The organism is Enterococcus sp. DIV0008 (assembly GCF_050542615.1).
GTDB classification, from domain to species: Bacteria; Bacillota; Bacilli; order Lactobacillales; family Enterococcaceae; genus Enterococcus_D; species Enterococcus_D innesii.
In genome coordinates this window covers 1,499,110-1,525,123 of record NZ_CP172937.1, presented here as the reverse complement: position 1 = coordinate 1,525,123, position 26,014 = coordinate 1,499,110, and the positions used below count along the sequence as shown (strand labels likewise).

At 41.5% G+C, this 26,014-nt stretch carries 26 protein-coding genes; 5 read left to right on the top strand and 21 right to left on the bottom strand.

All coding sequences use genetic code 11. The features are described from left to right. Positions 1 to 8: 8 nt before the first annotated feature. From IGI84_RS07295 to IGI84_RS07270, 6 genes are all read right to left on the bottom strand, one after another. Positions 9 to 1,265: a PTS transporter subunit IIC gene (locus IGI84_RS07295; protein WP_081118979.1), complete on the bottom strand. Its 1,257-nt coding sequence runs from the start codon at positions 1,263 to 1,265 to the stop codon at positions 9 to 11. Between the two features lie 2 nt (positions 1,266 to 1,267). Beyond that, positions 1,268 to 1,570, bottom strand: a complete 303-nt coding sequence (locus IGI84_RS07290; protein WP_005236235.1) for a PTS sugar transporter subunit IIB — start codon at positions 1,568 to 1,570, stop codon at positions 1,268 to 1,270. A 24-nt stretch (positions 1,571 to 1,594) separates the two neighbouring features. Continuing rightward, positions 1,595 to 2,668 (bottom strand): alcohol dehydrogenase catalytic domain-containing protein, encoded by a 1,074-nt coding sequence (locus IGI84_RS07285; RefSeq protein WP_233619169.1) that lies wholly within the window; start codon positions 2,666 to 2,668, stop codon positions 1,595 to 1,597. 538 nt (positions 2,669 to 3,206) lie between these two features. Further along, positions 3,207 to 3,524 (bottom strand): DUF2500 domain-containing protein, encoded by a 318-nt coding sequence (locus IGI84_RS07280; RefSeq protein ID WP_081118978.1) that lies wholly within the window; start codon positions 3,522 to 3,524, stop codon positions 3,207 to 3,209. A gap of 756 nt (positions 3,525 to 4,280) precedes the next feature. Then, positions 4,281 to 4,610, bottom strand: a complete 330-nt coding sequence (locus tag IGI84_RS07275; protein WP_005231940.1) for a metal-sulfur cluster assembly factor — start codon at positions 4,608 to 4,610, stop codon at positions 4,281 to 4,283. 74 nt (positions 4,611 to 4,684) lie between these two features. Next, complete coding sequence (locus IGI84_RS07270; RefSeq protein ID WP_005230189.1) at positions 4,685 to 5,620, bottom strand: YitT family protein; 936 nt, start codon at positions 5,618 to 5,620, stop codon at positions 4,685 to 4,687. Between the two features lie 153 nt (positions 5,621 to 5,773). On the opposite strand from IGI84_RS07270, the gene IGI84_RS07265 reads away from it, so the two are divergent. Next, on the top strand, positions 5,774 to 6,265 hold the full coding sequence (locus tag IGI84_RS07265) for a YajQ family cyclic di-GMP-binding protein (RefSeq protein WP_005230187.1): 492 nt from the start codon (positions 5,774 to 5,776) through the stop codon (positions 6,263 to 6,265). Between the two features lie 90 nt (positions 6,266 to 6,355). On the opposite strand, the gene IGI84_RS07260 is transcribed toward IGI84_RS07265, so the two are convergent. The 3 genes from IGI84_RS07260 to IGI84_RS07250 form a co-directional block, all read right to left on the bottom strand. Next, a complete protein-coding gene (locus IGI84_RS07260) occupies positions 6,356 to 8,842 on the bottom strand; it encodes an ATP-dependent DNA helicase (RefSeq protein ID WP_200124912.1) in 2,487 nt (828 codons plus the stop codon). 254 nt (positions 8,843 to 9,096) lie between these two features. Next, complete coding sequence (locus tag IGI84_RS07255) at positions 9,097 to 9,633, bottom strand: hypothetical protein (protein ID WP_081118975.1); 537 nt, start codon at positions 9,631 to 9,633, stop codon at positions 9,097 to 9,099. Positions 9,634 to 9,912: 279 nt separating this feature from the next. After that, a complete protein-coding gene (locus tag IGI84_RS07250) occupies positions 9,913 to 10,326 on the bottom strand; it encodes a GNAT family N-acetyltransferase (RefSeq protein ID WP_200124914.1) in 414 nt (137 codons plus the stop codon). 98 nt (positions 10,327 to 10,424) lie between these two features. Here IGI84_RS07250 and IGI84_RS07245 point away from each other — a divergent pair, with 98 nt between their 5' ends. The 3 genes from IGI84_RS07245 to IGI84_RS07235 all read left to right on the top strand — a co-directional run bounded on the left by IGI84_RS07245 (position 10,425) and on the right by IGI84_RS07235 (position 12,766). After that, positions 10,425 to 11,045 carry an MBL fold metallo-hydrolase gene (locus tag IGI84_RS07245; RefSeq protein WP_077453727.1) on the top strand — a complete coding sequence of 207 codons (621 nt, stop codon included), beginning with the start codon at positions 10,425 to 10,427 and terminating at the stop codon, positions 11,043 to 11,045. A 33-nt stretch (positions 11,046 to 11,078) separates the two neighbouring features. Next, complete coding sequence (locus tag IGI84_RS07240) at positions 11,079 to 11,783, top strand: histidine phosphatase family protein (protein ID WP_077453728.1); 705 nt, start codon at positions 11,079 to 11,081, stop codon at positions 11,781 to 11,783. Between the two features lie 149 nt (positions 11,784 to 11,932). Continuing rightward, positions 11,933 to 12,766: an undecaprenyl-diphosphate phosphatase gene (locus IGI84_RS07235; RefSeq protein WP_081118973.1), complete on the top strand. Its 834-nt coding sequence runs from the start codon at positions 11,933 to 11,935 to the stop codon at positions 12,764 to 12,766. Positions 12,767 to 12,841: 75 nt separating this feature from the next. On the opposite strand, the gene IGI84_RS07230 is transcribed toward IGI84_RS07235, so the two are convergent. Together IGI84_RS07230 and IGI84_RS07225 are read right to left on the bottom strand one after the other, a co-directional pair. Then, positions 12,842 to 13,465: a DUF47 domain-containing protein gene (locus IGI84_RS07230; protein WP_077453729.1), complete on the bottom strand. Its 624-nt coding sequence runs from the start codon at positions 13,463 to 13,465 to the stop codon at positions 12,842 to 12,844. 12 nt (positions 13,466 to 13,477) lie between these two features. After that, the gene (locus tag IGI84_RS07225; protein WP_081118972.1) at positions 13,478 to 14,533 is read right to left on the bottom strand and encodes an inorganic phosphate transporter; all 1,056 of its coding nucleotides are present in this window, start codon (positions 14,531 to 14,533) and stop codon (positions 13,478 to 13,480) included. Between the two features lie 237 nt (positions 14,534 to 14,770). On the opposite strand from IGI84_RS07225, the gene rpsT reads away from it, so the two are divergent. Further along, entirely contained in the window at positions 14,771 to 15,025 is a 255-nt protein-coding gene (rpsT, locus tag IGI84_RS07220; protein ID WP_005230162.1) for a 30S ribosomal protein S20, read from the top strand. 52 nt (positions 15,026 to 15,077) lie between these two features. Here the strand turns inward: rpsT and holA are convergent, their stop codons facing one another. From holA to IGI84_RS07170, 10 genes are all read right to left on the bottom strand, one after another. Beyond that, positions 15,078 to 16,097 carry a DNA polymerase III subunit delta gene (gene holA, locus IGI84_RS07215; RefSeq protein WP_286088808.1) on the bottom strand — a complete coding sequence of 340 codons (1,020 nt, stop codon included), beginning with the start codon at positions 16,095 to 16,097 and terminating at the stop codon, positions 15,078 to 15,080. Between the two features lie 31 nt (positions 16,098 to 16,128). Beyond that, positions 16,129 to 18,372, bottom strand: coding sequence for a DNA internalization-related competence protein ComEC/Rec2 (locus IGI84_RS07210; protein ID WP_220426148.1), 2,244 nt, complete (start codon positions 18,370 to 18,372; stop codon positions 16,129 to 16,131). Continuing rightward, complete coding sequence (locus IGI84_RS07205) at positions 18,344 to 18,841, bottom strand: ComE operon protein 2 (RefSeq protein ID WP_005230159.1); 498 nt, start codon at positions 18,839 to 18,841, stop codon at positions 18,344 to 18,346. Before IGI84_RS07205 ends, IGI84_RS07210 begins: the two co-directional genes overlap by 29 nt. A 93-nt stretch (positions 18,842 to 18,934) precedes the next feature. Further along, complete coding sequence (locus IGI84_RS07200; protein WP_081118969.1) at positions 18,935 to 19,576, bottom strand: ComEA family DNA-binding protein; 642 nt, start codon at positions 19,574 to 19,576, stop codon at positions 18,935 to 18,937. A gap of 119 nt (positions 19,577 to 19,695) precedes the next feature. Continuing rightward, a complete protein-coding gene (locus tag IGI84_RS07195) occupies positions 19,696 to 20,736 on the bottom strand; it encodes a CAP domain-containing protein (protein ID WP_081118968.1) in 1,041 nt (346 codons plus the stop codon). A 305-nt stretch (positions 20,737 to 21,041) separates the two neighbouring features. Beyond that, the gene (locus IGI84_RS07190) at positions 21,042 to 21,659 is read right to left on the bottom strand and encodes an HAD-IA family hydrolase (protein ID WP_081118967.1); all 618 of its coding nucleotides are present in this window, start codon (positions 21,657 to 21,659) and stop codon (positions 21,042 to 21,044) included. A gap of 216 nt (positions 21,660 to 21,875) precedes the next feature. After that, the gene (locus tag IGI84_RS07185; RefSeq protein WP_200124927.1) at positions 21,876 to 23,435 is read right to left on the bottom strand and encodes a TPM domain-containing protein; all 1,560 of its coding nucleotides are present in this window, start codon (positions 23,433 to 23,435) and stop codon (positions 21,876 to 21,878) included. A 174-nt stretch (positions 23,436 to 23,609) separates the two neighbouring features. Beyond that, entirely contained in the window at positions 23,610 to 24,959 is a 1,350-nt protein-coding gene (locus tag IGI84_RS07180) for a PFL family protein (RefSeq protein WP_081118965.1), read from the bottom strand. 8 nt (positions 24,960 to 24,967) lie between these two features. Then, positions 24,968 to 25,234: an ACT domain-containing protein gene (locus IGI84_RS07175; protein WP_081118964.1), complete on the bottom strand. Its 267-nt coding sequence runs from the start codon at positions 25,232 to 25,234 to the stop codon at positions 24,968 to 24,970. A gap of 103 nt (positions 25,235 to 25,337) precedes the next feature. Beyond that, the gene (locus tag IGI84_RS07170; RefSeq protein ID WP_081118963.1) at positions 25,338 to 26,000 is read right to left on the bottom strand and encodes a 2,3-bisphosphoglycerate-dependent phosphoglycerate mutase; all 663 of its coding nucleotides are present in this window, start codon (positions 25,998 to 26,000) and stop codon (positions 25,338 to 25,340) included. Positions 26,001 to 26,014: the final 14 nt, after the last annotated feature.

Sequence of the window (26,014 nt, the reverse complement as noted above, 5' to 3'; positions counted from 1 at the left end):
TTGGTCAATTACCCAGCGATTCGATGAAATAAGCTGATTATAATATTTGCTAAATTGTAGCCCCAGAAACTATCTGTCACAACCCCTTCCACAGGTACACCGGTCGCATTCATCATTTCGGTTGCTTCAGGTGCAAAGGTGTTTGTTCCAATTAGAACGATAACTAAGAAGAAAAAGCCAGTGACAAGCGTTCGAAAAAGATTGCCATTTGATGCTAATGCTAGTAGTGGAATCATATATACGATTACTGTTAAAACACCAACTGGAAAATAATGCATACCAGGGATAATAAATGCTAAGAATATTGCTATCGGAATCAGAATCACTGTCGTTGTGATCGCTGTCGGATCTCCAAGACCAAGAGCAATGTCCATGCCGATATATAATTTTTTCCCTTCGCCAATATGTTTCTTCATAAATTCTTTGGCAGCTTCCCCGATCGCAGTCAAGCCTTCCATCATAACAGAAACCATTTTGGGTATCAGTACTAGTACTGCTGAAACTCCAACCCCCATAGAAATCGCTACCGTAAATTCTTGGCGTGTCAATACGCCTAGAAAAGTTCCGACCAACAAACCGATAACTGCTGGATCTCCAAAAAAACCAATTTTACTTTCGACTTTTTCCAAACTGATATCGATTTTGTTAAGACCAGGAATCAGATCAATCAATTTATTTACTAATAGTCCAAAAGGATAAGCGAAAGTAATAAATGAAAATGTCGTACAAGTCGTGCCTTCCAGTCCGTAATACGCCTCCCATCTTGGAGCAAACCACTGAGCCACGAATAAAGTGACAATTGATAAGCCAACCGTAACAGTCAAACCTAGCCAAAAACTATCAAACAAGGCATACGCTAATGCTCCAGGAATCAAAAAATGAATATAGTTCCAAATGTCGACATTCATGACCGTTGTCCATTTCAAAAGAATAAACAATACATTTAATCCCACGATCATCAAAATAGCAATCGCTGCAAAAGGTACTGACCACGAAGCCGCTCCCACAGCAGCCCAGCCAACATCCATCGTGGTATATCCTGATCCCATTTCCTGATAATAATCGATGGCTGGTTGCAAGGAAGTACCCAGGAGTCCTACAACAAGCCCCAACCCTTGAAAGCCGATGCCGACTAAAAGCCCAGTTTTAAGTGCTTTGCCAATTTTCATCCTAAAGACACAGCTTAAAATAAAAATGACAACGGGTAGCATAACCGATGCCCCCATATCCATGATGTTTTGAATAACTGATAATACAGCTTCCATTTTTATCCCCCTTTTATAATTCGATGGCACTCTTCAACGATTTTCTGCGCGGTCTGCTCTTCGTTGATTCCCGATATCAAACTGAAAACAGGAAGAATCGGTACTTTTACTGGCTTGACATATCGAGTAGTCACCAAGATTAAATCCACTGTTTCTGCTTTTGAGGGAATTTGATTAATATTCCCTTTGGTGATGGAAGCCTGAATGTTGCTCTGAGCTAAGATTTGTTTGACTTTCTCTTGAACAACCGTTGACGTGGCGATCCCACTACCACAAGCAATATAGATCTCAATTTTTTTATTCATTTTCTTTCTCCTCCTTTCCTTACTCTATTTTTGAGATTTCAATAAAGAATAAATTTTATACTCTTCTTCTGGTAGTAAAACGACTTTTAACGCCTTCCCTTCTCTCGTCAATTCGATGGCCTGATTGATGTCAGCTAAAGGCAAAACATGAGAAATAATTTTTTCAGCAGGAAACTGATCAGATAAGGATAAATGGAAAGATTTTTCGACTTGAATACTATTTGCACCATAATGACCATAAATCCAGAGATTGTTATAATGAACTGCATTCGTATCTATAGGCGTTAATTGATTCTTTGCTACACCACCAAAAAAGACGACAATTCCACATTTTCTAGCCATAAAAATACTTTGTTGCTGTGCTTCTATTGATGGATTAGCTGAAATCACTTTATGTGCGCCATGTCCATTCGTATACTCTTTCACCTTTTCTACAGAATCTTCTTTGGAAGAATCGATCCTATGATCCACATTAAACGCTTCCATAAGAGCTAGTCTGTCAGCATTTTTATCAATCACGATTACCTTGCTTGCTCCGCGAATCCTTGCTAGAATCGCTAAAAAGACCCCAATTGGACCTGCACCAATAATGACGACCGAATCGCCTAACGAAACCTGAATATTCTCCATGCATGCATAAGTGGAGGATAAGGGTTCAGCTAATGTTGCCGCGATAGGCTCTCGTCCTTCTGGCACTTCAAAAATCGCTCCTCGTTCTACTCTTGTTGCACTATATGCTATATACTCTGCAAAACCACCTTGAAGATCGGTATAACTTTCAGCTTCCGTACAACATTCGTGCTTCCCATTACGACAATTTTCGCAACGTAGGCAATGAGCCATAGGGTATACATAAACCATCTGCCCTCTTTGATACTTCGTCACATTTTCATCAATTTCGACGATCTCACCAACGATTTCGTGTCCATAAATATGAGGGTAGCGCCCCGCTTTTGAATCGGTCAGCAAATTGCGAATATCAGAGCCGCACAGACCAACTGCCTTAACCTTCAATAGAAAACCTCCCTCTGGACAGCAGGGTCGCTCTACTTGTTCATAGCGAATATCTCCTGGTCCATACATCAACGCAGCCTTCATTTTTTTCACAAATGTTCAACTCCATTCATTCTTTCTTATTTTACATGTTCATTGTAAGGTGCGTCGGATGTACCTCACAAGTAACACTTTTTGCATTTCAAGTTCTATATTTGTTACTTGAATGAGAAAATGTTTGTGAAAAACCAAGAACGATTTTTCCTTCTTGGAACTATTTTGAAGCCAGGTAAAAACAAAAAAGCCTCTTAGCAATGAGCCAAGAGGTTTTGGTGAAGCAAACTATTCTATTTATGAGTATTTAAAACTATAGGTAGCTCATCACTTCTTCCATTCGAACGGATGAATGAACTAAATTGAGCCGATCCTCGTAGGAAACTTTCCTCGGTCTTGGTTTCAATATGCGACCTCAGTAAGGAGAAATTCTCAAGTGTTACTCGATGATACTTGCGTTTTCCATCGAAAGCGTACAATTCAAATCATTTCAAATGATAAGACACTTGAATAGGAGTTTTTTAATTGACTTTTCAACTTTTTTTTAAATTGAAAACGAATAAACACATACTATATACATACAAATTTTTTACCTATCAAGTGAATTAAACCTTTTTCTTTGATACCTCAACACTCCAGTATCTCCGATGACGTATAATTTGTATTTTCCATGCCCTACTTTAAATTCTAATCTTTCGCCACTTGCGATTTCAAATAAAAGATAATAGGTAATGGATTGATTCGTAAAGCCGTTTGCAGCAATATTCGTGCTACTAGTCATTCGTTTGTCTACTAGCGTGGCAAGTACTGCCACTTCTGGCGTAGATTGATCCTTTAAGAATTCGACAATATGATATAAGATAACTGCGACGAAAATAAAAGCAAATAAAGTAAACAGAAAATCCACAAAACACACTCCTTTTTGTTTTTTATGATCAAGGGAATCAAGCAAATCATTTTTACAACTTAAATATAATTATACATTAATTCAATTAATTAATCTCGAACCTCTAATAAAAATATGTTACTTGCTAAATGATTGACCGAAACTGTAGTTTGGCTATCGTTTTCCTATATGTATGGTTGCATAGAACACATTTGTATATTTGTTAACCAAGAGTCAGTTGATAGGATAAAACCACATGACCTTTGAAAAAGCATTCCTAGAATCATCCTTCTTCATTCTACATTGACTCCTTAAGGAAAATTCATCGTATCCCAAAGCCTCTGACTAAATTCAGTAACGTTTATTTAGACATGTTTTCTGGGATGCACCTTAAGGTTATCAATGTGGATGAATAAGAATTTAATCTGTGCTCTCTTTTTGTCAAAATGATCGAAGGTTTATAGAAAGTATTACTATTTCGGCAAAGTTAAATACTAACTCACTTTGAGTTGTCATATGAATGGAAAATACTTTGAACTTTCAGGTTAAAAATATATGATTTTCTTTAATGCTTTTAGTAAAAAAGCATAACTTTTTCACCAAGTAACTGTTTATTTAAGAAAGTATTCTATAAAAAAACTCTTCTACCAACTTTTTCAAAGTTAATAAAAGAGTTCTGTGTTTATATCCTCATTTTGCCAACTGTCCACCACCTAAGAAAACAGCTTATTCCAACTAGTTAACAAATATGAAACACCATTGTATGATTGAAAATCCTTAACGAATCCCCAAAGCAATCCGTGCATAACGACTCATTTTATCAGTCGTCCATGCGGGATACCAAACTAATTTTACCTCTGGATTTTTGACTTCTGGAATATCGCTTAATGCTTCGTGTATCGATTCAGTCAATACGTCGGCTAAGGGACAGCCCATTGTTGTTAAGGTCATTTTGATTACGGTATTGCCTGTTTCTGCATCAAATTCGACTTCATAAACTAAGCCTAGATTCACTATATCAATCCCCAACTCAGGGTCAATCACGGTTTCCAAGGCAGCCAAGACACGCTCTTTGATTGCTTCTGCTTCTACTTCAGTATATGCCACGGTTGAAGACCTCCTTTAATTCTTGTTTCAAATAATACCTTCTTTTGCAAGATTTGTAAATGGACGATCCTTGATTATGGACGGCTTTTCTTGTGTATTTTCAGTTCTGGGAAGACTCCTGTCGTTTTAAAGGTCCGTTGTTCATCATCTGTCGCAAAACGGCCTGTAATCGATTGGGTCGGCACAAAATTAATAAACGCATTGCCGTCAGCTTCTAAAACGGCTTGTTCTAAATCGTAGATCTCGTAGCGCGTCACGACCATCATGATCATATTGCCAGGTACGCCTGAATACCCTCCGACTGAGGGGAACAAAGTCATGCCGCGAAACACATGCTTAGAAATATTTTTCCCAACAGCTTCCGCATTGGTCGTAATAATCATCGCCGTTACCTTTTGATGACTTGTGTGCAGCATGTCCACCACGTAGCTCATCGCGAAAATCGAAATGATCGTGTACAAGGCACTTTCCCAAGAAAAGACGAAACCTGAGACCATGACAATGATGCCGTTTAAAATAAACATATATTTACCGACCGTTTTTCCAGTCGTTTTTGATAATATCAACGAAAGGATATCCATTCCGCCGGTGGTAAAACCCATTTTCAGTGAAAACGCAACGCCGACGCCTAACAGTACGCCACCGAGCAAAGCGTTAACCAAAATATTGTCAGTGATCGCTCCTTGCGGAAGGATCATCGTTAAGACAGAAACGACAACGACATTGATAAAGCTCAATAGTGTCGATGATTTCCCGAGTTTGATGAACCCGAGAACAAAAATAGGCAAGTTTAAGAGGAAAATAAACAGCCCTGTACTAAGGTGAACGCCAAAATGTTCCAAGGCAAGTGCCACGATCAATTGGGCGACCCCGTTCATCCCAGCAGAAAGAACGTTTGCGGGAATCAAAAAGAAATTTAAAGCAATGGCTGCGGTGATACCTGACAGCAAAATAACCCCTATTTTTTTCAATCGTTCTGATTGTTCGTGCTTCGTTAATAACTTACTCACAATGATCTAGCTCCTTCACTAAAAATCTCCTTCCAAAGAATAGCAGTTTGTGTGAAAAAATGAAACAATTATTTGCAAAAATTTACTTTTCATTCCCGCATCGTTCGCCTCCATGTTAAAATCATAAGTAAGAGATGAGAGGAGTGATTGATTTTGGCAAAAGAAGCAAGTTTTGATGTCGTATCTGAGATCAACACAGAAGAAGTGAAAAACGCCATTCAACAGGCGGAAAAAGAATTGAAAAACCGATTTGATTTTAAAGGCTCCACGGTAGAAATCAAGATGACTGAGGGCAAATTGACGATTGTTGGGGATGACGAATTTAAGCTGGAGCAAATCAAAGATGTGCTCTTTGCGAAGCTGATCAAACGGAATGTACCAACGAAAAATATACAATTTGGCGAAACGGAGCATGCCTTGGGGGCAAAAGCTCGTCAAACGGCAGAATTGATCAATGGCATCGATAAAGAAAACGCCAAAAAAATAACCACAGCGATCAAAAACGCCAAGCTAAAAGTTAAAACCCAAATTCAAGACAATCAAATTCGGGTAACCGGCAAAAGTCGTGACGATCTGCAAGAGGTGATCCAATTATTGCGTAAACTGCCTTTAACGATCGATTTACAGTTTACAAATTATCGCTAATAAAAAAACTAGAACAGAGTCTAACGTGTTGGTTAGGCAAAATCAGCTTTATCTGCTGATTTTGCACAACCTCTCCTGAAAGCTCTGCTTCTAGTTTTTTTCTTGCCAAAAATGAGTCAATGCCTTTGATAACTCTTGCGGCCGTCGAATCTGCAAGGCATGCTGCCAGTGTAGCGGGAAAAGTTCTTGGTAACGCGGTGTCCGAAAGCGCTGATCCAGCAATAACACCACGCCGCGATCGCTGACATCTCGGATCACTCGACCGGCTGCTTGCAGGACTTTATTCATCCCGGGCAGCTGATAGGCATACGCAAAGCCAGCTGCCTTTTTTTCATCGTAATATTCCCGAATCAATTCTTGTTCGTGATTGATTTGCGGCAGTCCGACACCTACCACTGCGGCACCGATCAAGCGATCGCCTTTTAGGTCGATCCCTTCAGAAAAAATTCCTCCAAGGACACAAAATGCCACCAATGTTTTTGGTTGACTCTCTTGTTTATCTTGAATTGTTTCTAGCACGGATGATTCTTGCTGATTCACGGATTGAAACTTTGCAAGAAACGCTTCACGTTCAGCTTCATTCATAGCTGTCCCCTGAATCAAGACCTCCACCTCTGGCGTCTGTTGAGAAAATGCTGCCGCCACATCATCCAAGTAACGATAAGAGGGGAAAAAGACCATATAGTTTCCCGCTTTCGCTGCCGTCATTTGCTGGATCGCATCAACGATCGCAGGAATGCTGGCTTCACGTTGGCGATACGTCGTTTGGATATAGTCCGCAATAAAAATCCCCTGATTTTTCGGATCAAAAGGACTTGGCAAGCGATAGCGCAAAGCTTCATCGCCGCCACCTAATACTTCTTGATAATACGACAAAGGGGTAAAGCTCGCAGAAAACAACAGGCTGGCCTTGCCCTTATCTAACACGGATTCCAAAAACGGCGCTGGTTCGATGCAAAATTGCCGTAGTTTGATATCATAGCGGTCGATCTCCACCGTCGTTTCGTAGTGATCATCATAAAATTCACTGATCTTCAAATAATGGTTAGCTTCAAAATACACTTGCAACACTTCTTCTTGCAATTCATGCTCAGGATTTGCCGGCAACCATTCCTTCATCAATTCAGCTAATTTGTAAAGCTGGTTGACCATTGTATCATGAGGAGCCGCTTGATGATGGTACTCCCATCCTTCCTCTTTTGCTAATTGGGCTATAGCCACAAATTCTTTATCAACTTTGTTTAGTGCGCGTTTTAGTTTCTGTTGATCTTTCGGCAGCTTCTTCTTTAATTCCTTAAATGGCTGTCGCGAGATTGTTGCGGAATACATTTCTTTTGAACGGTTAACTAAGTTATGGGCTTCATCTACTAAAAAGAGATACTCTTCTTCTGGTTCTTCAAAAAATCTCCGTAAATAAACGGTTGGATCAAACAAATAATTATAATCACCTATAATGACATCGCAAAAGACACTGACATCCAGTGAAAGCTCGAAGGGACAAACCGTATGTTTCATTCCATAAGTCTCGATCACTTCTCGGGTTATTTGGTTTTCGTGATGCAACAGATCCCACAAAGCTTCGTTGATTCGATTGTAATAGCCTTGTGCATAAGGACAATGCTCAGGCGTACAATTTCGTTCATCCAAAAAGCAAATTTTGTCTTTGGCAGTGATCGTGACACTCTTAGTTTCACTACCGTTGTCTGCTAACTTGCTCAATGCATCTTCAGCCACTTGTCTGGTGATCGTCTTCGCCGTCAGATAGAAGACCCGATCAGCCCCTTCTTCCCCGAGAACTTTTAATGCGGGAAACAATGTTGACATGGTTTTTCCAGTTCCAGTGGGCGCTTCCGCAAAAAGTCGTTTGCCATTTTTTAGTGTTTTATACGCCGCCGCTGCTAGCTCTCGCTGCCCTTTACGAAAGGTTTCAAAAGGAAAAGATAGCAGCTGCAAAGATGTATTTCGGACACGACGCCAATTCTCTTGAAAGACTAGCCACTTATGATACTCCTGAAGTAAGTCTTTATAAAAAACTGCCAGTTCTGAAAACTGAAACGTTCTTCTCGTACGAGTAATCTGCTTTTCAGTCGTTTGATAATAAGTCAATTGTACGGCAATCCGATCGATTGGCTTCTTCGCTTCTTCTTGATCAGCAGAAACGGCTTCTTTTTTCTCCTGATCTTCACTCTCACTAAGCGCTGCTTGTTCATTTTCTTGTAGTAAAAACAAATAAGCATAAACCATTCCCTGGGCAAAAAACAAGTCGATTTGATCATCAGGAATATCTTCGAAAGCTGGTTCTGAAGTTTTGATCTCATCAATCACCCAAGAATCAACGGAAGCATCAAAAAAGAGACCATCGGCACGTCCTTCGACAGTGATGGCATCTTTCTCAATTTGGCTTTCTCGTTTGAAGAAGACTTCTTTTTGATACCCATCCCCGGCCTCTTTTTGTAGTTGGCGATGGATCCGGGCGCCTTCTTGCGCGGTATGATTACTGACTTTGCGGCTATCAATATCGCCTCGGCGCAAAATAAATTCTACGATTTTTCTAACCGCAACTTTTCCTTTATACACGTGTTCACCTTCTTGTTTGCCATTATAGCGGATAGTTTGCTTTTGGAAAAGCGAACAGAAACAGCTTTTCGTCCTCTGCGAATGGTATTTTCTCCAAACAGGTTTTATCCCTAAAAAAACACTTGTGGCAAAATGCCTACTCATCAAATAATCAACACCATTCCCACTTCCAGAAAATGGGTTTGTCGAAAGTTTATAAAAAAACCTACTCTACTCACCTAAGCAAGTAAAGCAGGAATATTTTTTAAGGAAAATTATTGATCCACCTGAATATCATAACTGACACCATTTTGGTCATAAGCTTGTTGATTGTCTAAATCTAAGGTGAACTCAAAGGTCCGTCCATCTGCTTTGATCGTCAAATGCTTCCCTTCAACCGTGTAGGATGCATCTTGGTAGGTGATCTCATAGATTTGATAGGGATCATTCGACAGCTGAACCTCTGAATGGGAAAAATGTCGCTGAAAATCACTTTCGATTTGGCCTTCATACAGGGTAACATCGCTGGCGCTGGCAGAACTATCTTCTAAATCCGCCATCGGCAAATACTGCTTAACGATCGTCAATTCATTCTCATGAAAATCATAAACCCCTTGGCTTTGCGGAAAGATGACACTCTCATCTTGGATCAGCATTAAATCAAGGCCGCCATTTTCAACCGCTTTCGAGGCGGAAGTAACGGTTTCAGAAGCTTCTTTTGAATCGTCGATGGCTAACTCCTCCTGGCCACAGCTCGCTAAAACGAATGCGGCGAAGCATAGAGTCAACAAAAATTGCAGCGATTTTTTCATAAAAACACCTTCTTACAAAAAAGTTGATGTATACCAATCAAAACTAACGCAAGATAGAGATGACACATTTTCCTCGTAGTTGGTCACGAAGAATGTTCATAGTTCCGTCAAAAACTAAACCAGTTTCAAACGAATCACACGCTTTCTTATTTTAATTAGTATAACAGCAGTTTTTTGCTAGTGCGGTTTCTTAGAAAAATTTTCGAATTCCCACAATAATTCTAAGCTTTTCTCTCATCAAACTATTCTTTATCTGACCACTTGCCTCAGAAGGATCTTTCACAGCATCTTCACAAAATAAAGTTTATCTGTACCAAGCACTGGTGTATCAGAAAGCACACCAAATGTTTCGAAGCCTGCTGCTTGATAGAAATGCGGCGCTTGGTAGTCTTGGGTGGTGACTGTCACAGAACGACATCCTACTTTTTTCCCATAATCAAAGAGCGCTTGAATCAATTGTTTCCCTATTCCTTGATTTTGATGGTCTGGATTGACTGCCAATAATTGAATATGGATCGTATTGCCTGTTCGTTTCCCAATCAATCCACCGAGTTGATCCTGATTGTCAAAAAAAGCCAAAGAGAGCTGTTCTTGATCGAAAAAGGCACTCACTACCTCCGTTTTTTTAGATGAATGATTGAGCCATTGACAGACTGCCTGACGATTGTCTTCTACGTTTATCGTTTTTATCATTAATTTTTCACTCCTAAAAACCTTTCTTTGTTTCCTCTAATACTTTAAGCTATACTTATAGTCAGACACAAGCATTTATGATCCTAGGAGGTTTTAGCATGAAAATCATTGGTTTAGTGACAGGGCCCGTTCAAGAAAATTGTTACCTTATTTGGAAAGAAGATTTTTTGTTGATTGTTGATCCTGGAGCAGAAGCAGCGAGATTGATCGCTGAGATCGAAAAAACCGGCGCAAAACCAGCAGCGATTTTATTGACCCACACTCATTATGACCATATTGGCGCAGTTGACCATTTGCGGGATTATTATCAGATCCCCGTTTACGTGAGTCCGCTCGAGCAAGAGTGGCTGAGTGATCCTATGAAAAATCTTTCTGGACGCCATCCTGAATTAGGTCCCATCACCGCACGTCCAGCAGAAATTGAGCTTGAACTGAAAGAGTATGAGATAGCTGGCATGTCCTTTAAGGTGGTTGCAACGCCGGGTCATTCTATCGGCAGCGTCAGTTTTATTTTTGACAAGTTTGTCGTTTCCGGAGACGCCTTATTCAAAGGCAGCATTGGGCGGACAGACCTGCCAACCGGAAATTTGGAACAATTGCTGACCAGCATCCAAACGCAACTCTTTGTTTTACCGAATCAAATGGCCGTTTATCCTGGCCACGGGGAACCAACAACGATCGAGATTGAGAAACGGACCAATCCGTTTTTTAACGCATAAACGAATTACGAACCAAAGGAGGAATTACTACTTATGGCAAAAACGGAATTGTATGTCGTGCGTCACGGGAAAACCATGTTCAACACATTGCAGCGGGTGCAAGGCTGGTGTGACACACCATTAACTCGAACCGGTGAACAAGGCATCCACTATTTAGGACTTGGATTACGCGATGTGGATTTTGTGGAAGCAGTATCCAGTGACAGCGGCCGAGCGATTGAGACTATGCGTTTGATCTTAGGTGAACATGTCCGCGGACCGGAAATCCCTTACCATATCGACAAACGGATTCGTGAATGGTGCTTTGGCTCCCTTGAAGGGGCCTACGATGCAGAGATGTGGGGCGTTCTACCAAGAATCCTTGATTTTCCTGATTACGATGAGATGATTGCCAATCATGTCTCGTTTGAGGCGATCGCCAATGCGATTTACCACGCCGATACAGCCAACTGGGCAGAAACCTTCGACGTTTTGACCGAACGTGTGAAAACCGGTTTTGAAGATATCGCCTATCGCGTTGAGAAAAAAGGCGGCGGGAATGCGTTAGTTGTTTCTCATGGCTTAACGATCGCTTTTCTTTTGCATTTGATCAATGATGAGAACAATGTTCGTATGGATATTGAAAATGGTTCGGTCACTCGACTGATCTACGAAGATGGCAGCTTTACGATCGCCGAAGTTGGTAACACAGAATACATCAAAAAAGGCTTAGCGCTCTCTCAAGAGCTTTTATCCTAAAGAAGAACGTTGAACAACAAATCAATTTCTTTAATAAAGGAGCAGTTTTTGTTTTAAAAACTGCCCTCTTTTTTTAGGAAAAAGATTGGTATTCGAATCAGGAAACGGTATACTAAGAGTTGTATTTTGTCATAGAAAGGACTGGACCAATGTTTTTTACAAATTTTATAAAAGCGATTTTATTTGGGATCATCGAAGGGATCACGGAATGGCTGCCAATTAGCAGCACCGGTCACTTGATTCTTGCCGACGAATTTATCGGTTTGAATGTTACCCCCGAATTTATGACGATGTTCAATGTTGTCATTCAATTGGGCGCGATTTTAGCAGTCGTCTACTTATATTTCCATAAACTAAACCCTTTTTCACCGCAAAAAAATGAGATAGAGAAAAAAGATACGTGGACGTTATGGGTTAAAGTTATCGTTGCGGTCTTACCATCGGTTATTATCGGATTACCGTTAGATGATTGGTTAGATGCGCATTTCTACAATTTCTTTTCGGTTTCGATCGTTTTGATCGTTTACGGGATCGGCTTTATTGTAGTTGAAAAACGAAACAAAAATAAAGCACCAAAATGCACCGATTTGAACAAATTCACCTACAAAGCGGCTTTGATCGTCGGCATGTTCCAAGTATTGGCATTGATCCCAGGAACATCTCGTTCTGGTGCCACCATTTTAGGTGCTATCATGATCGGCGCTTCTCGCTATGTTGCTGCTGAATTTTCATTTTTCTTAGGTATTCCAACCATGTTTGGTGCCAGCGCATTAAAAATTTTCAAATTTTTGAAAGATGGCAATGCCTTTGATTTCCAAGGAACCGTCATCTTATTGACAGGAACCATCGTATCATTCATCGTTTCGATCATTGCGATCCGCTTCTTGATGAATTACATCAAACGGAATGACTTTACCGTTTTCGGATGGTACCGTATCGTTTTAGGAATTATTTTGATTGGCTATTGGCTGATCCAATTATAAGCAAAAAGAGCAACTATTGGGCATTTCAATGCTGCAATAGTTGCTCTTTTTTCGTTAAGTAGAATTCTTATTCCATCACGTGTTTTTGATTACCATACCGTCAATAATATCAACCGCACTTTCGGTATCGTTGATGATGGATTCAAAACGATCATAAATATCTTTCCATTTAATGATTTCCAGCACATCCGTTTCGTCTGTAAACAACGCTTTCTTCATTTTTGAATACAAAAGATCTGCTTCTGATTCAATCGTATTCACATCATTGATCATTTGACGCAACGTTTTTGAATTTTTGAACTTAGGAAATTCTTTTAAAGCCGTTTCAACGCCTTGTGTCGCTTGAACGATCATTTCAGCAAATAAGTTCGTCTCGGGGCGGATCTTCGTAATGACCAAATTCTCAAATAAATAAGTCAGTCCCATAATACCATCCAAAATATCATCTAAGCGCTCAGAGATGACCAAGATGTCTTCGCGATCGATCGGTGTGATAAATGAGTCGTACAACTCATTCGTTAGCTCAGCGATCACTTTATCCCCTTCTTTTTCTAATCCATGAATCTCGGCTGCTGCTTCACTTAACGCTGTTTCAGAGTAATCATTGATCAACAGCGAAAAACGTTTCGCAGCTAGATGACCATTTGTTGCCAACTGCTCCATTGCTGCAAAATAATCGAATCCTTTTTTTCGTGCCATTTCTTTCTCTCCTTACAAAATTAGCAATAAAAATTTGACCATTAGAAACGCAATCAATCCACAGCCAGGAAAGGTTAAAATCCAAGCATAGATCATTTCTTTTACAATGCGCCAATCAACGCTAGAAAAACGCCGAGACGCTCCAACGCCCATGATAGCGGTCGTTTTCGTGTGCGTTGTTGAAACTGGGATACCAAATACAGAAGACAAGAACAAACAGATTGCTGCAGTAACATCTGCAGAAAAGCCTTGGTATTTTTCCAGCTTTACCATATCCATTCCCACTGATTTGATGATCTTCATCCCACCGACCGATGTACCGATCCCCATGGTCAATGAGCAAAGAACCATCACCCACAGTGGGATCGCAAAGCCATTACCAGTCTTTTCAGCAAGATTGTTGTAAAAAAGGCCTAACATGAACACACCCATGAATTTTTGGCCATCTTGGGCACCATGCAAGAAGGCATTGGCACCAGCCGCAATGGCTTGCCCAACCGTAAAAATTTTGTTGGCTTTTCGCCGTTGCGTATCACGAAAGAGCCAAACGATCAGTTTTGTGATCAAAAATCCACCAATAAACCCCATTAACGTAGACACTACGAGTCCGATCAAGACTTTCAGCCATTCTTCACCGTTGACTGCATGTAAACCACCCAGGGCCATGGCAGCTCCTGTCAATCCCGCGATCAATGCGTGAGATTCACTGGTTGGGATCCCAAAGTACCAAGCAGCGACCGTCCAGACGACAATCGAGAATAAAGCAGCGGCTAAAGCAATCTGCGAGACTCGAAAGCTTCCACCTGAGTCAAATGTCACAATGTTGCTGATCGTTTCTGCTACTTGCGCATTAAAATACGTCATCACCAGTACACCTAAGAAATTCATGACGACGGCCATGCCAATGGCGATATTTGGACGCAAGACTCTTGTTGAGACCGCGGTTGCAATAGCATTAGGAGCATCCGTCCAGCCGTTGACGAAAATCACCCCTAATGACAAGACAATCGTTAGAAACAAAGCGATATTCACATAGATTCCCCCATTTAAAAATTCCGAAGTAATCATAGCATAGAAAGCTCTTTCTGTGTAAACTTTTTATAACTATTCTGTAAAAAATATGTAAAGAAGTATTTTTAAATTCCATAAAGCAAAAAATAGCGTGGCCGAAAAATCATTTTTTTGTGTTAAGTAAAATTTCTTTACAACTTTTATTGCAATCACTCTTGGCATTAGGTATAATGACTAGTGTTGATTTATACGTTTTCTAAACGTAATTGAACTTTTTTTTCGGAGGTGAAATACATGCCAAACATTGAATCTGCAATCAAACGTGTTCGCACAAGCGAAGCGGCTAATGCTAAGAATTCATCTCAAGTAAGCACAATGCGTACAGCAATCAAAAAATTTGATCAAGCTGTTGAAGCTGGTGCTGATAACGTAGATGCGTTATATAAAGATGCTGTTAAAGCAATCGATATGGCTGAGACTAAAGGATTAATCCACAAGAACAAAGCTAGTCGCGACAAATCTCGTTTAAGTAAAAAAATTGCAAAATAAGCAAATTAAGAAAGGCGCAGCAATCGATGATTGCTGCGCCTTTCTTTTTGACTTACTGTTTGCCATGTTTTAAAACAAATAGCTGGAACAAATACTCTTTGTCCATCTGACCACTTTTTACTAAGTAATCATTTTCGATCAATTCACTATATAGTGCTGCTAATTGCTTTTCTCCAAACCCACGAGCTTGCTGCATCGCTAACTTCACTCGGTACGGATGAATCCCCAACGTTTCTGCGATATTGGCTTGCTGGTAGCCAATTTTCATCAAAATCGCCGCCTGTAACAGCAGACGGACTTGGCTGATCAAGATAGCATTGATCTTGATCGTCTCTTCCCCTTGCAATAATAGATCGTCATACAAGCGCAACGCATCCGATACGTTCCCCTTTAAGACATCGCTGGTTAATTCAAAGACATTGTGTTCCAACGTCTTAGGGATCAACTGCAAGACGATCTCTTTCGTGATTTTATTGCCGTTTCCTGCATACAATCGCAGTTTCTGTAACTCCTGCATCGCTTTTGAAAGTTGCAGATCCGTTAACCGTAAAAACAAATCAAACGCCTCTCGGCTCATCTCGATGCCGTCATTGGCCAACGACTGTTGAAGATACTGACGCACGTCGGCTTCTTTCATAGGTGCGACATCAATCACAACTGCGGCTTTCTTCAGCTGCTTAGTAATTTTTTTCCGTTCATCTAATTTATCGACATCTGCAAAAATCACCATTACCGATGATTCCAATGGGTCTTTGATATAATTCAAAAAATCATCTAGGTCATGCTCAGGTGCATTGCTCTTTTTTTCAGCCGTTAAGAAAAATGGCCGCTCGACGAAAAGTAAGCGCTGATCGCCAAAAAAAGGCAACGATTGGGCTTCTTGGATCACCATATCAAGGGGATCTTTCTCCATGTCAAAGGAAGCAAAATTCAGATCATCTTTCCCAACGGAAAAACGCTCCAAAAAGGCCGTGCGAACTTGCTCTTGTAAAAACATTTCACTGCCGATGACTAGATAAATCGATTGCAACTCCTTGGTCCGAATTGCTTGCAACGCTTTTTGTAATTCCATCGTTCCCCCCGCTTTCATTCTTATCCTACCATTAGTCAATCGGATAGTCTAGCAGCGTTTTTATCAAAAATGATTGTTGTTTTTCAGACCAAATAAATTGGATCATGCCCTGGTGATCCGTTCGCAAAACGGTCTGATTTGCCAACGTTTCCAGCACCTCTTCATGAGGATGCCCGTACCGATTGTTCCGTCCACTTGAAACGATCCCGAATTGGGGGTCGATTGCCGCAACAAACTCAGGTGCCGTCGAGGTTCGACTGCCATGATGCCCTAGTTTCAATACATCAACTTTTAAATTCGGATAATCATGAATCAACTTTTTTTCCCCTGCTTGTTCGAGATCACCAGTAAACAAAAATGTTTTATCCCCTACCTTGGTTTTAATCACCATCGAATCTTCGTTTTGTCCTGCACCTGATTCTGGTGCCAATACTTGCAACTGAAGGAAATCACCTACCACCTGGCCAACCGTCGTCCAAACAACGCTTGTCTGCTTAGGCAGTTCGTTTAATAGCTTGGCAATCCGGTGATCTTGTTCACTTCCTGGTACAAGATATAACGTTTCAACGGGGATCGCCTTCATCAATGCTAGTGCGTCCCCCATATGATCCGTGTCCCCATGAGTTAAAAACAAACCAGTAATCTTCCTGACTCCCTCCCCCTTCAAAAAAGGAATCAATGTAGATTCCGCGGCAGCTTGTCGTTTACGCTCTTGCCAGGTTTCTTTCGGAAAAGACAGAGACCCTCCAGTATCGATCACATAAACTTCGCGATTTTTTTCTGCCTGTAAAACAATGCTGTCTCCTTGCCCAACATCGACATAGCTAATCGTCGGTACAACGCTGTTTTTTTGGTAGACCGTTGGTATAACGAGTGAGAAACAGATCACCAACAACCACCGTGTCTTTTGATAAAAAAACAGGCCAAGCAGACAACAGATGCCAGCCAATCCCACAGGTATAGCACCAATTGTCAGGGAAATGCCCCCAACAGCGCCTATAATTATTTCCAAAAGCAGCAAAAGTCCTTCGAAAAGGACAATCAGCCCCCTGATGGGTGGGAAAAGTGTACTGACCATAAACAATAAAAGACATGCTGGTAGCAAAATTACTTGAAAAAACGGCAGAAAGAAAAACGTCAATAAGCCGCCAAAGAGCGGAAATTCATAAAAAACTGCGACAATGATGGGTGCTGCAAGTACAGGTAAGAATTGGCAACACCAAAACCATGACCATCCAACTGGTCGTTGCATCAGTAGCAAAAACGTCATCAAAAGGCTTAGTTGCCCCGATGTTTGAAGCAATACTTTGGGATCAACGAATAAAAGAGCCGTTAAGACAATCCCATAGCGATCACTCCCCGATAGGCGTTGAGGAAAAAGGGCGTTCACTTGATTAACAGCCAATGCCAAGACGGCGCGCCATACACTAATGCCACCCCCACACAGACCGATCGCCCCTAAGAAAAAGACCACCAAAGGCAACAACATTTCTTTTTGCGTGAAACCCAATCGGCATAAGATCTCGCGAAACCATTTGAAAAATAAGACGACATGCATTCCTGAAATCGTAAAAAAATGCAACAAGCCACTTGCACTGTAAATTTGTCGCACCTCTTGAAACGCGTGATCTTTAAAACCAAAGAGCAATGCATTGATATAGGTAGCGGATCGTTCAGGAAAGATTCGTTGAACAGAAGAAATAACATCCGCTCGAACTTTTGCAAGCGAAAAGCCTGAGTCTGCTGCTTCCATTCCTACCATTTGTTCGATATGGACTGTGCCAATAATTGATCGACTGGCTAGATAGGCAGAATAGTCAAACCCGTGGCGGTTTCGTGGTTTTTCAGGAAGAGAAAAAAATCCTTTCACCAGCAGCTTTCTTCCCCAATCGGATCGATCCTGCCATTGCTGTTTTTCAGTCTCTGAAGAAATCGTGTAACGACCAATCACTTTACCTGCGGAGGATTTTGCTTCAAACGTAAGCAGATCACCATTGATTTTGATCGTGTCTGGCAGCACATTGACTACCCCTCGATACTCACCTTCTTGTATGTCCCCAGTCCGAAATAGAGAGACGCGGACACTTAACAGCAACAGTCCGACAAAACAAACCATGCACAAAAATGCCTGTCGTTTTAAGACAAGCATCCCGAAATAATAAAGTGCAATGAGTCCCAGTAAGATGGACTGCACATAGTAAGCAGTCACCGAACAAGCAAAAATAATACTAAGAAATAAAAATGAATCAGTTCTCTTTTGTTGGTTGTGCATCATTCAGCACACCAAATGAAAGTTTTTCAAAATACACCGGATCGAGTTCAACTTGGTGGACGGAAGCACCTACTTGTTGAATCAGTTCCATTGCATACTGATTATTGCGATAGTCATTCAAATAATGGATCGTTTTGACCCCTGCTTGCAAAATTGCTTTCGTACAGGGAAGGCAAGGAAAGTGCGTCACATAGATTTCCGCATTGTCTGTAGACACCCCTAATTTTGCACATTGCAATAAGGCATTCATTTCTGCATGAATAGTCCGAATACAATGGTCATCCACAACATAACAGCCATCGTCGATGCAGTGTACATCGCCACTGACGGATCCGTTGTAGCCTCCAGCAATAATTCGGCGATCTTTGACTAATGTAGCTCCGACCTCAAGTCGGGAACACGTACTGCGTAAAGACAGTAAAACAGCTTGAGCCATAAAATACTGGTCCCAAGGGATTCTCGTATTGCTCATTCGTTTGCTCCTTTGCGATTGATTAGTTCTATTCTAATCGAATTTCTTGAATTTTCAACCGTCATTTCTTAGTATTGCTTACTTTTATTTGGTTCAGTCCGTCACTGTAATCATCTCTTTCAAGGACTCAAAGGTCTTCTCTCCGATGCCTGTGATCTTTTTTAGGTCATCAATCTGTTTAAAAAAACCATATTCTTCGCGGTAAGCGATGATTGCTTCTGCTTTTTTGGCACCCACACCCGGCAGTTCTTGCAGTTGCTGCGCATTGGCTTGATTCAGATTGATTTGTGTCACTGCAGTCTGGCTGTCGTTTACTCCTGAAGCATTTATCTCCATAAACCCTTCATCCTCTTGATGGAGAACGATCACCATCTGTTGATCTTGCAGCACTTGTGCTAAGTTTATCGCTGTTTCTAACGCCTCTTCTGTCAGACCACCTGCTTGTTCGATCAGTTCATACATCCGCGCACCTGATTTTAAGCGATAAATTCCCGGTTGGTGCACTTCCCCTTTGATATCTATGACAATCTCAGATTCTTCATCGTGAGGACTTTCTTCTTGAAGGGTTCCACCTTCCACCATTTCAGACGTTTGCCCTGCTGCATCTGCCATTGAATGCCAGTTTGTTTCTTTGTTCTTCGAAAACGGCACAAACCAGATAATCAACAAAACCACCAGCACCGCACCTACAAGTGCAATCCGCCAGTAATCTTTAAGCATTTTCCATTGATCCATTTTCACCACCTCATAGATGAAATACGCAAAAAGTAATCAAGGACAGAAAAAAAGTCAACACTTTCCACGTGTCGACTTTTTCACTAGTTAAGAGTTTCTGTTTCACGCAATTCAGGAATTCACGACGCCGAGCCTCGATGATACAACGTTGTATAATAAGGCTGTTCGCTGGTATCGATCGCAATACCGATCCCCAGGTAGTCATACCCTTCAGTTAAGATCGTTGCCCGATGTCCTTCTGAATTCATTAAGCCTTGGTGAGCGTAAATGCTGCTGGCTTGGCCAAATGCTAAGTTTTCTCCTGCGGCGGTGAAGCTGATCCCGTCTTCTTGCATCCGATCAAAGGGGCTTGACCCATCCAAAGCAATATGATCAAAATACCGATTTTCAGCCATATCTTGGCTATGCTTACGGGCAGTCTCACTTGTTGCAGCACTAAATTCTAATGGCTCCAATCCAAATTTTACTCGAGTCGCATTCGTAAGTTCAAACAGCTGCGTACGCAGACCGCTTAATACCGCTGTCTGATTTTGCCTAAAATCATCTGCATGCAAGACCTCTAGCTCTTGATTGATGATTTGGATCGCGGTCACTGTGTCTTCGGCATGAACATCATAGAAAAAAGTAATCAATTGATCATCATGTAAAAAGAGATCATAGTTCGCATCTGGCTGGATTCGATACCGTCGTGATCCTCGTTGAAAACTTTCTTGACGCGTACCCATCTGATTACGAACGTTTGCTTTTGAAGACCCGATACCTAGCGTGTCATCGATAAGAATCGTATCTTGATTCGTATAGATCCCTTGCGCAATATCATGTTCATCATACATCACCATCATGAAGTTACGAAAATCATCGTGATAGGAAGTCCAGTTCAGTCCATACCGATTCGCTGATTCATTGATCGCTTCCCCAAAGGTTTCTTCGATCACTTGTCGTGATTCATTATATAAATATGTCTGGGCAGGTGTTTCTGCCGCTGGCCTTGCTGAAGTGTCTTGTGAAAGAGAAAATTGGGACGAGAGAGATTGAGTGATCTCGTTGAGGCGGGCATCCCGAAAGGCCAAACGACCGTCATGCCATGTGATCATCTGGCTTGCAAAATAAAGAAGCCCGATGAGAAAAATGCTTTTGAATAAGAATTTTAGTTTTTTCATACGACTCCTCCGTCAATGATTTTTTTATCTGCTAGCTGTAACGCGATCGGTGATCCACTTCACTCATCCTTAGTTTAGGTCGCTGAAGAAACCTTCTTGTCTTTTCTAAAGACTATCATTCCTGTGGGAAGTTGACCAGTTGCAGCATGAAATTTCTTAGATTGTCTATGTCTTTTTAAGCTCCTGTTAAGAAACTTTTTTTACTCACGAAAACTTTGCAGTGCCATCGAACGCTCCATTAAAATAAATACTCCTCATCAACAGGAAGAACTAATTAGTCTTCTATGCAAAAAAGCCTTGATTTCTCAAGACTTAATGATTTCTTGTATTTCAGCCATTGATTGGACGGTATGGTCGGCAGATACATCTTTTAAGATACCTTCTATATCATAAAAAATTGTCTTAACACCTGCTCCTTGTCCTGCAAAAACATCCATCGTACGATCGCCGATCATGACAGTTTGATCTTTGTCCAGCTGATATTTCTCGACAAGATAAATTAATGAAGTCGGATCAGGTTTACGGGGAAAGTTGTTTTCCGGTCCTACGATCTCAACGATCAGGTCTGCCATCTGTTCTTTTTCTAGCAGTTCTTTCGTTGAGATAACATCGCGGTGGGTCAAAATGTAGTTCTTGCCACCAGCAGCAACCACGGCTTCTAATGTTTCTTTGGTTCCTGCAAAGGAAAGCGGCAAACGATCATCCAGCGCTTCATTTGCTTTGAATGCTTTAGTGAACTCTTGAAAATCTAAGTTGTATTTTTCAGCAACTTTTTTGGAAGATGAATCTTTCAATATATAATAAATCTCCGCTGGATCTGGATCGAAGCCATACTCCTTCAATGTCTTGATAAAAGCTTTTAACATGATTGGGTAGCTGTCGTAAAGTGTTCCGTCAAAATCCCATATGTAAGATTGGTACATGATATCCCTCGTTTTCTCCCTTTTTCAAATGAATGAAAGTTCCATTCATTTTCAGTAACTCTAAAAAGTTTACCACACTTTGTTTGGTTTGTCTTATTTATCAAGGGATTTCCTCCACAAGAAAAAACGCCATTGACCATACAATCCTTCCGCTTGCACAAACCTACATGCAAGCGAATGTATTGCAGAACAATGAACGTTCCTCACTACGAAAAATTACCAGCTACCAGAAACACCGCCACCGCTGCTACTTCCTCCGCTAAAACCGCCAAAATCATTCGAAGAACTTTGCGTATCGGCAATGACTTGTTCTTGATGGGTCACATGATTATTCATCATCACAAAGAACAACGCCATATTCATCCCATGCGGGTCATACTCTTGGCGAGCATTATTTAAAACTGCTGCTCGATCAGAAGCATCAAATGAGGATAATTTGTTTGCTAAATCTGGGTGATTTTGATAAACCTGTTTCAAGTCAACTTGGAACAAGGCATCTGTTTTCACTTCCGCTAGAACATTAGAAACTTCTTTCGAAATGGCTTGTACCATCTCAGGATAGGTCGCTTTTTCCGTCACAAGTTGAGCTAAATAACGCCCCTGCTCATTGCGTCTTCTGATCTCTTCTTTAGCTTGCTTAGCTATTTCTGCTCGATACGCATCTGCTAAAGGCAAATTCTCAGGTAACACCGCATCAGTTAAATCGTAGTCTGCCATCTGTTCAGACACTTCCCTGCCTAATTGGGCTTCATAGGTTTTTAAGGTGTCATGTTGTGTAAGGATCACCTGACCGAAATGTTTGACCGTGGTTTTTTTCTTCATCAGCAAGTTTGAAAAATAAGATCCAATTGCTGGATTCGTCAAGGCATGTTGGATAACTCGTTTATCCGCAGTCGACAATCCAGTGATCGAGCTCAATTTCGCTGGCACGTAAGTACTCGTCACATACTGCGTAAATGCTTGTTGACAATCTTTGGCTGTCTGATACTGATGGTAACGCTGATAGTTCTTTCTATTGCTAGCCCATTTCAAGAAATCTTTCTGTTGGAAGTGACTATCTTCTAACAGATGTTTCGGCAACGGCAGGTACTCCGCAAAACGCTGTTTGGTTTTAAGATGACGAAAACTAATGAACCCTACAAGGCCTGCAGCTGCTGCCGCTACAACACCACTAACGATTTTTCCAATAGTGAACCACATCTGCTTGTTGGCTTCTGCTTCTTGTGCCTGTTTTTCTGCTAACATTTGCTTGCCATCTTGATAGATCGTCCCTAAACCAATCGTTTCATCCGCTTCTTTCATGCGCTGATAGACTTCATTAGAAGCTGCCAATATCGCTGTATCATAATCTTCATCTCGTAATGCGTCTTTGGCATCTTCATCCACTAAATCATCTTCCGATAGCTCACTGAAGACATAGGATAGTCCATCGCCATAACCCAGACGAAATTCACGATCATCAATAGCAAAGAGAAACAATAGTCCATTATTGTCCTCTGGATTTCCTAAACCATACTCATTGAACAGTTCCAAATTACGCTCTTCAATCGATTGCCCGTCTAAGGAAGGGATCGTGATCACAGCATATTCTGGCGCTCCGGTCAATGATTGGAACCCCTCTTTATTCAAGGCATCGATCTGTTCGATCGTCTCTTGTGAAAGGACCCCGGCATCATCACGAACAAATGTCTGTCCAAAGGCAATTGATGGTTGAAGGACAAAAAATCCCATCAAACCAACAAAAACCAACATCCCAAGTTGGAAGATTTTCTTCATTTTTACCACCCCTTTTTATCGTGTTATCTTTCATTGTATTCGATTCCAAACAATAAAACATCCGTCTTAGGAATGAAAAAAATAGTAACAGGACCAAAAAACCTTTAAAAGACAGCATTCTGATTAGTCTTTTAAAGGTCATTTCATCATATTTTCTTACAAAATGAACACGAGCTAGTTTTTAAATGAATGGATCGGTGCGGGAATACGACCGCCACGCAAAATGAAATCGGTAGACTGCGCAAGATTGGTTTTCATCACTGGCGCCGTCCCTAATAAACCACCAAACTCGATGCGATCGCCGATTTCTTTGTCTTTCGCTGGAATGATTCGGACAGCTGTCGTCTTGTGGTTGATGACACCGATCGCTGCTTCATCCGCGATCATTGCGGCGATCGTCTCAGCCGAAGTATCTCCCGGAATCGCAATCATATCTAAACCGACAGAGCAGATCGCCGTCATGGCTTCAAGTTTTTCTAAATTCAATAAACCAGCTTCTACTGCTTTGATCATCCCTGCGTCTTCAGAAACGGGGATAAAGGCACCCGACAGACCACCAACATGGTTGCAGGCCATTACGCCGCCTTTTTTGACTGCATCATTTAACAATGCTAGTGCAGCTGTCGTTCCGTGGGTACCGACAGATTCTAAGCCCATTTCTTCTAAAATCAATGCCACGCTATCGCCGACTGCAGGAGTCGGTGCCAGCGAAAGATCGACGATCCCAAATGGAACGCCCAAGCGCTCTGAAGCCACGCGCCCGACTAATTGCCCCATCCGCGTGATCTTGAAAGCTGTTTTTTTAACGGTTTCCGCCACGACATCAAAGGACTCGCCTTTGACTTTTTCCAAGGCACGTTTGACGACACCAGGTCCGCTTACACCGACGTTGATTTCCACATCAGCTTCACCGACCCCATGAAAAGCCCCCGCCATAAAGGGATTGTCTTCCACTGCATTGGCAAAAACAACCAGCTTTGCACAGCCCATATCTGATGCTTCAGCAGTCTTCTTGACTGTTTCTCCCATCAAACGCACTGCATCCATGTTGATTCCGGCTTTCGTTGATCCAATATTGACCGACGAACAGACAAAATTGGTTTGTGCCAAGGCTTCTGGAATCGATTCGATCAATGCAAGGTCGCCGCCTTGATAGCCTTTTTCTACTAGCGCACTATAGCCGCCGATGAAATTGACCCCAACTTCTTGCGCCGCTCGATCCAAGGTCTGCGCAACTTTGATACAGTCGGCTGGCGTCGGCTGGCAAGCGGCCACTACGATCGCTACAGGGGTAACCGAAATCCGCTTGTTAATGATCGGAATACCATATTCACTTTCGATCTCTTCGCCGACTTTGACAAGGTCTTTCGCTTTTGTTGTAATTTTTTGAAAAATTTTCTCACAGGTACGATCAATATCGGCGTCAATACAATCCAATAATGAGATCCCCATCGTGATCGTACGAATATCTAAATTTTCTTCTTCCACCATGCGAATGGTTTCAAGTATTTGATTTGTCTCCATAGTGCCTCCTATAATTTGTGCATGGTATCAAAAATTTCTTGATTTTGAATGCTGATTTTCACACCTAATGTCTGACCTACTTGGTGAAGCTCCTCACGAATACCGTCAAAATCCTGATTGGCATCCATGTTTAAAAGCATCATCATCGTGAAGTAATCTTCCATGATCGTTTGGGACACATCTAAAATATTGATTTCTAATTCTGCTAATTTCTGGCTGACACCAGCAATGATCCCAACCTTGTCTTTTCCAATAACGGTTAATACGGCTTTCATATCCTCCCGCCTTTCATTAAATTTTTCTTATTATAGCACAACAAAACCACATTTTCGATGTAACATCAAACGAAAATGCGGTTTATTCTATAAATGTTCGTTATTACGCCCGTTTAATCAAGTTTGCCTGGCTATCAAACTCATAAATGATCGGCTGTGCGTTAGGAATATCGATCGTATCCATGGCATCTTTGGGCACGTTCTCCAAGTACTTGACTAACGCCCGCAAGCTGTTCCCATGACCAGTGATGAGGATATTCTTATGATCTTTAAGTAACGGAACCACCTGGTCTTGCCAAAATGGGACTACTCGCGCCACCACCATCCCCAGATTTTCGCCCTTAGGTATCAAGCGGGGGTCTAAAGAATCATAGCGGCGGTCTAAATCATTTTCCTCCACATATAAAGGCGGTTCATCATATCCACGTCGCCATTTTTGCACCTGTTCTTTTCCATATTGTGCGACCATCTCATCTTTATTGACCCCTACTAATTGGCCATAATGACGTTCATTTAGGCGCCATGTTTTTTTCACAGGAACCCAAAGCTGATCGCTGGCTTCCAGAACGGCATCGCAGGTGATGATCGTTCGCTGCAGCACAGATGCAAAGGCAAAATCAAAGGAAATCCCTAATTCTTTGATCTGTTCCCCCGCAGCCCAAGCTTGTTGTCGGCCTTTTTCGGTCAGAGAAACATCCAGCCACCCTGTCCAATAATTTTCGAAATTTGCTTCACTTTCGCCATGTCGAATCAATACGACCTTCATTCTATCGCCTCCTC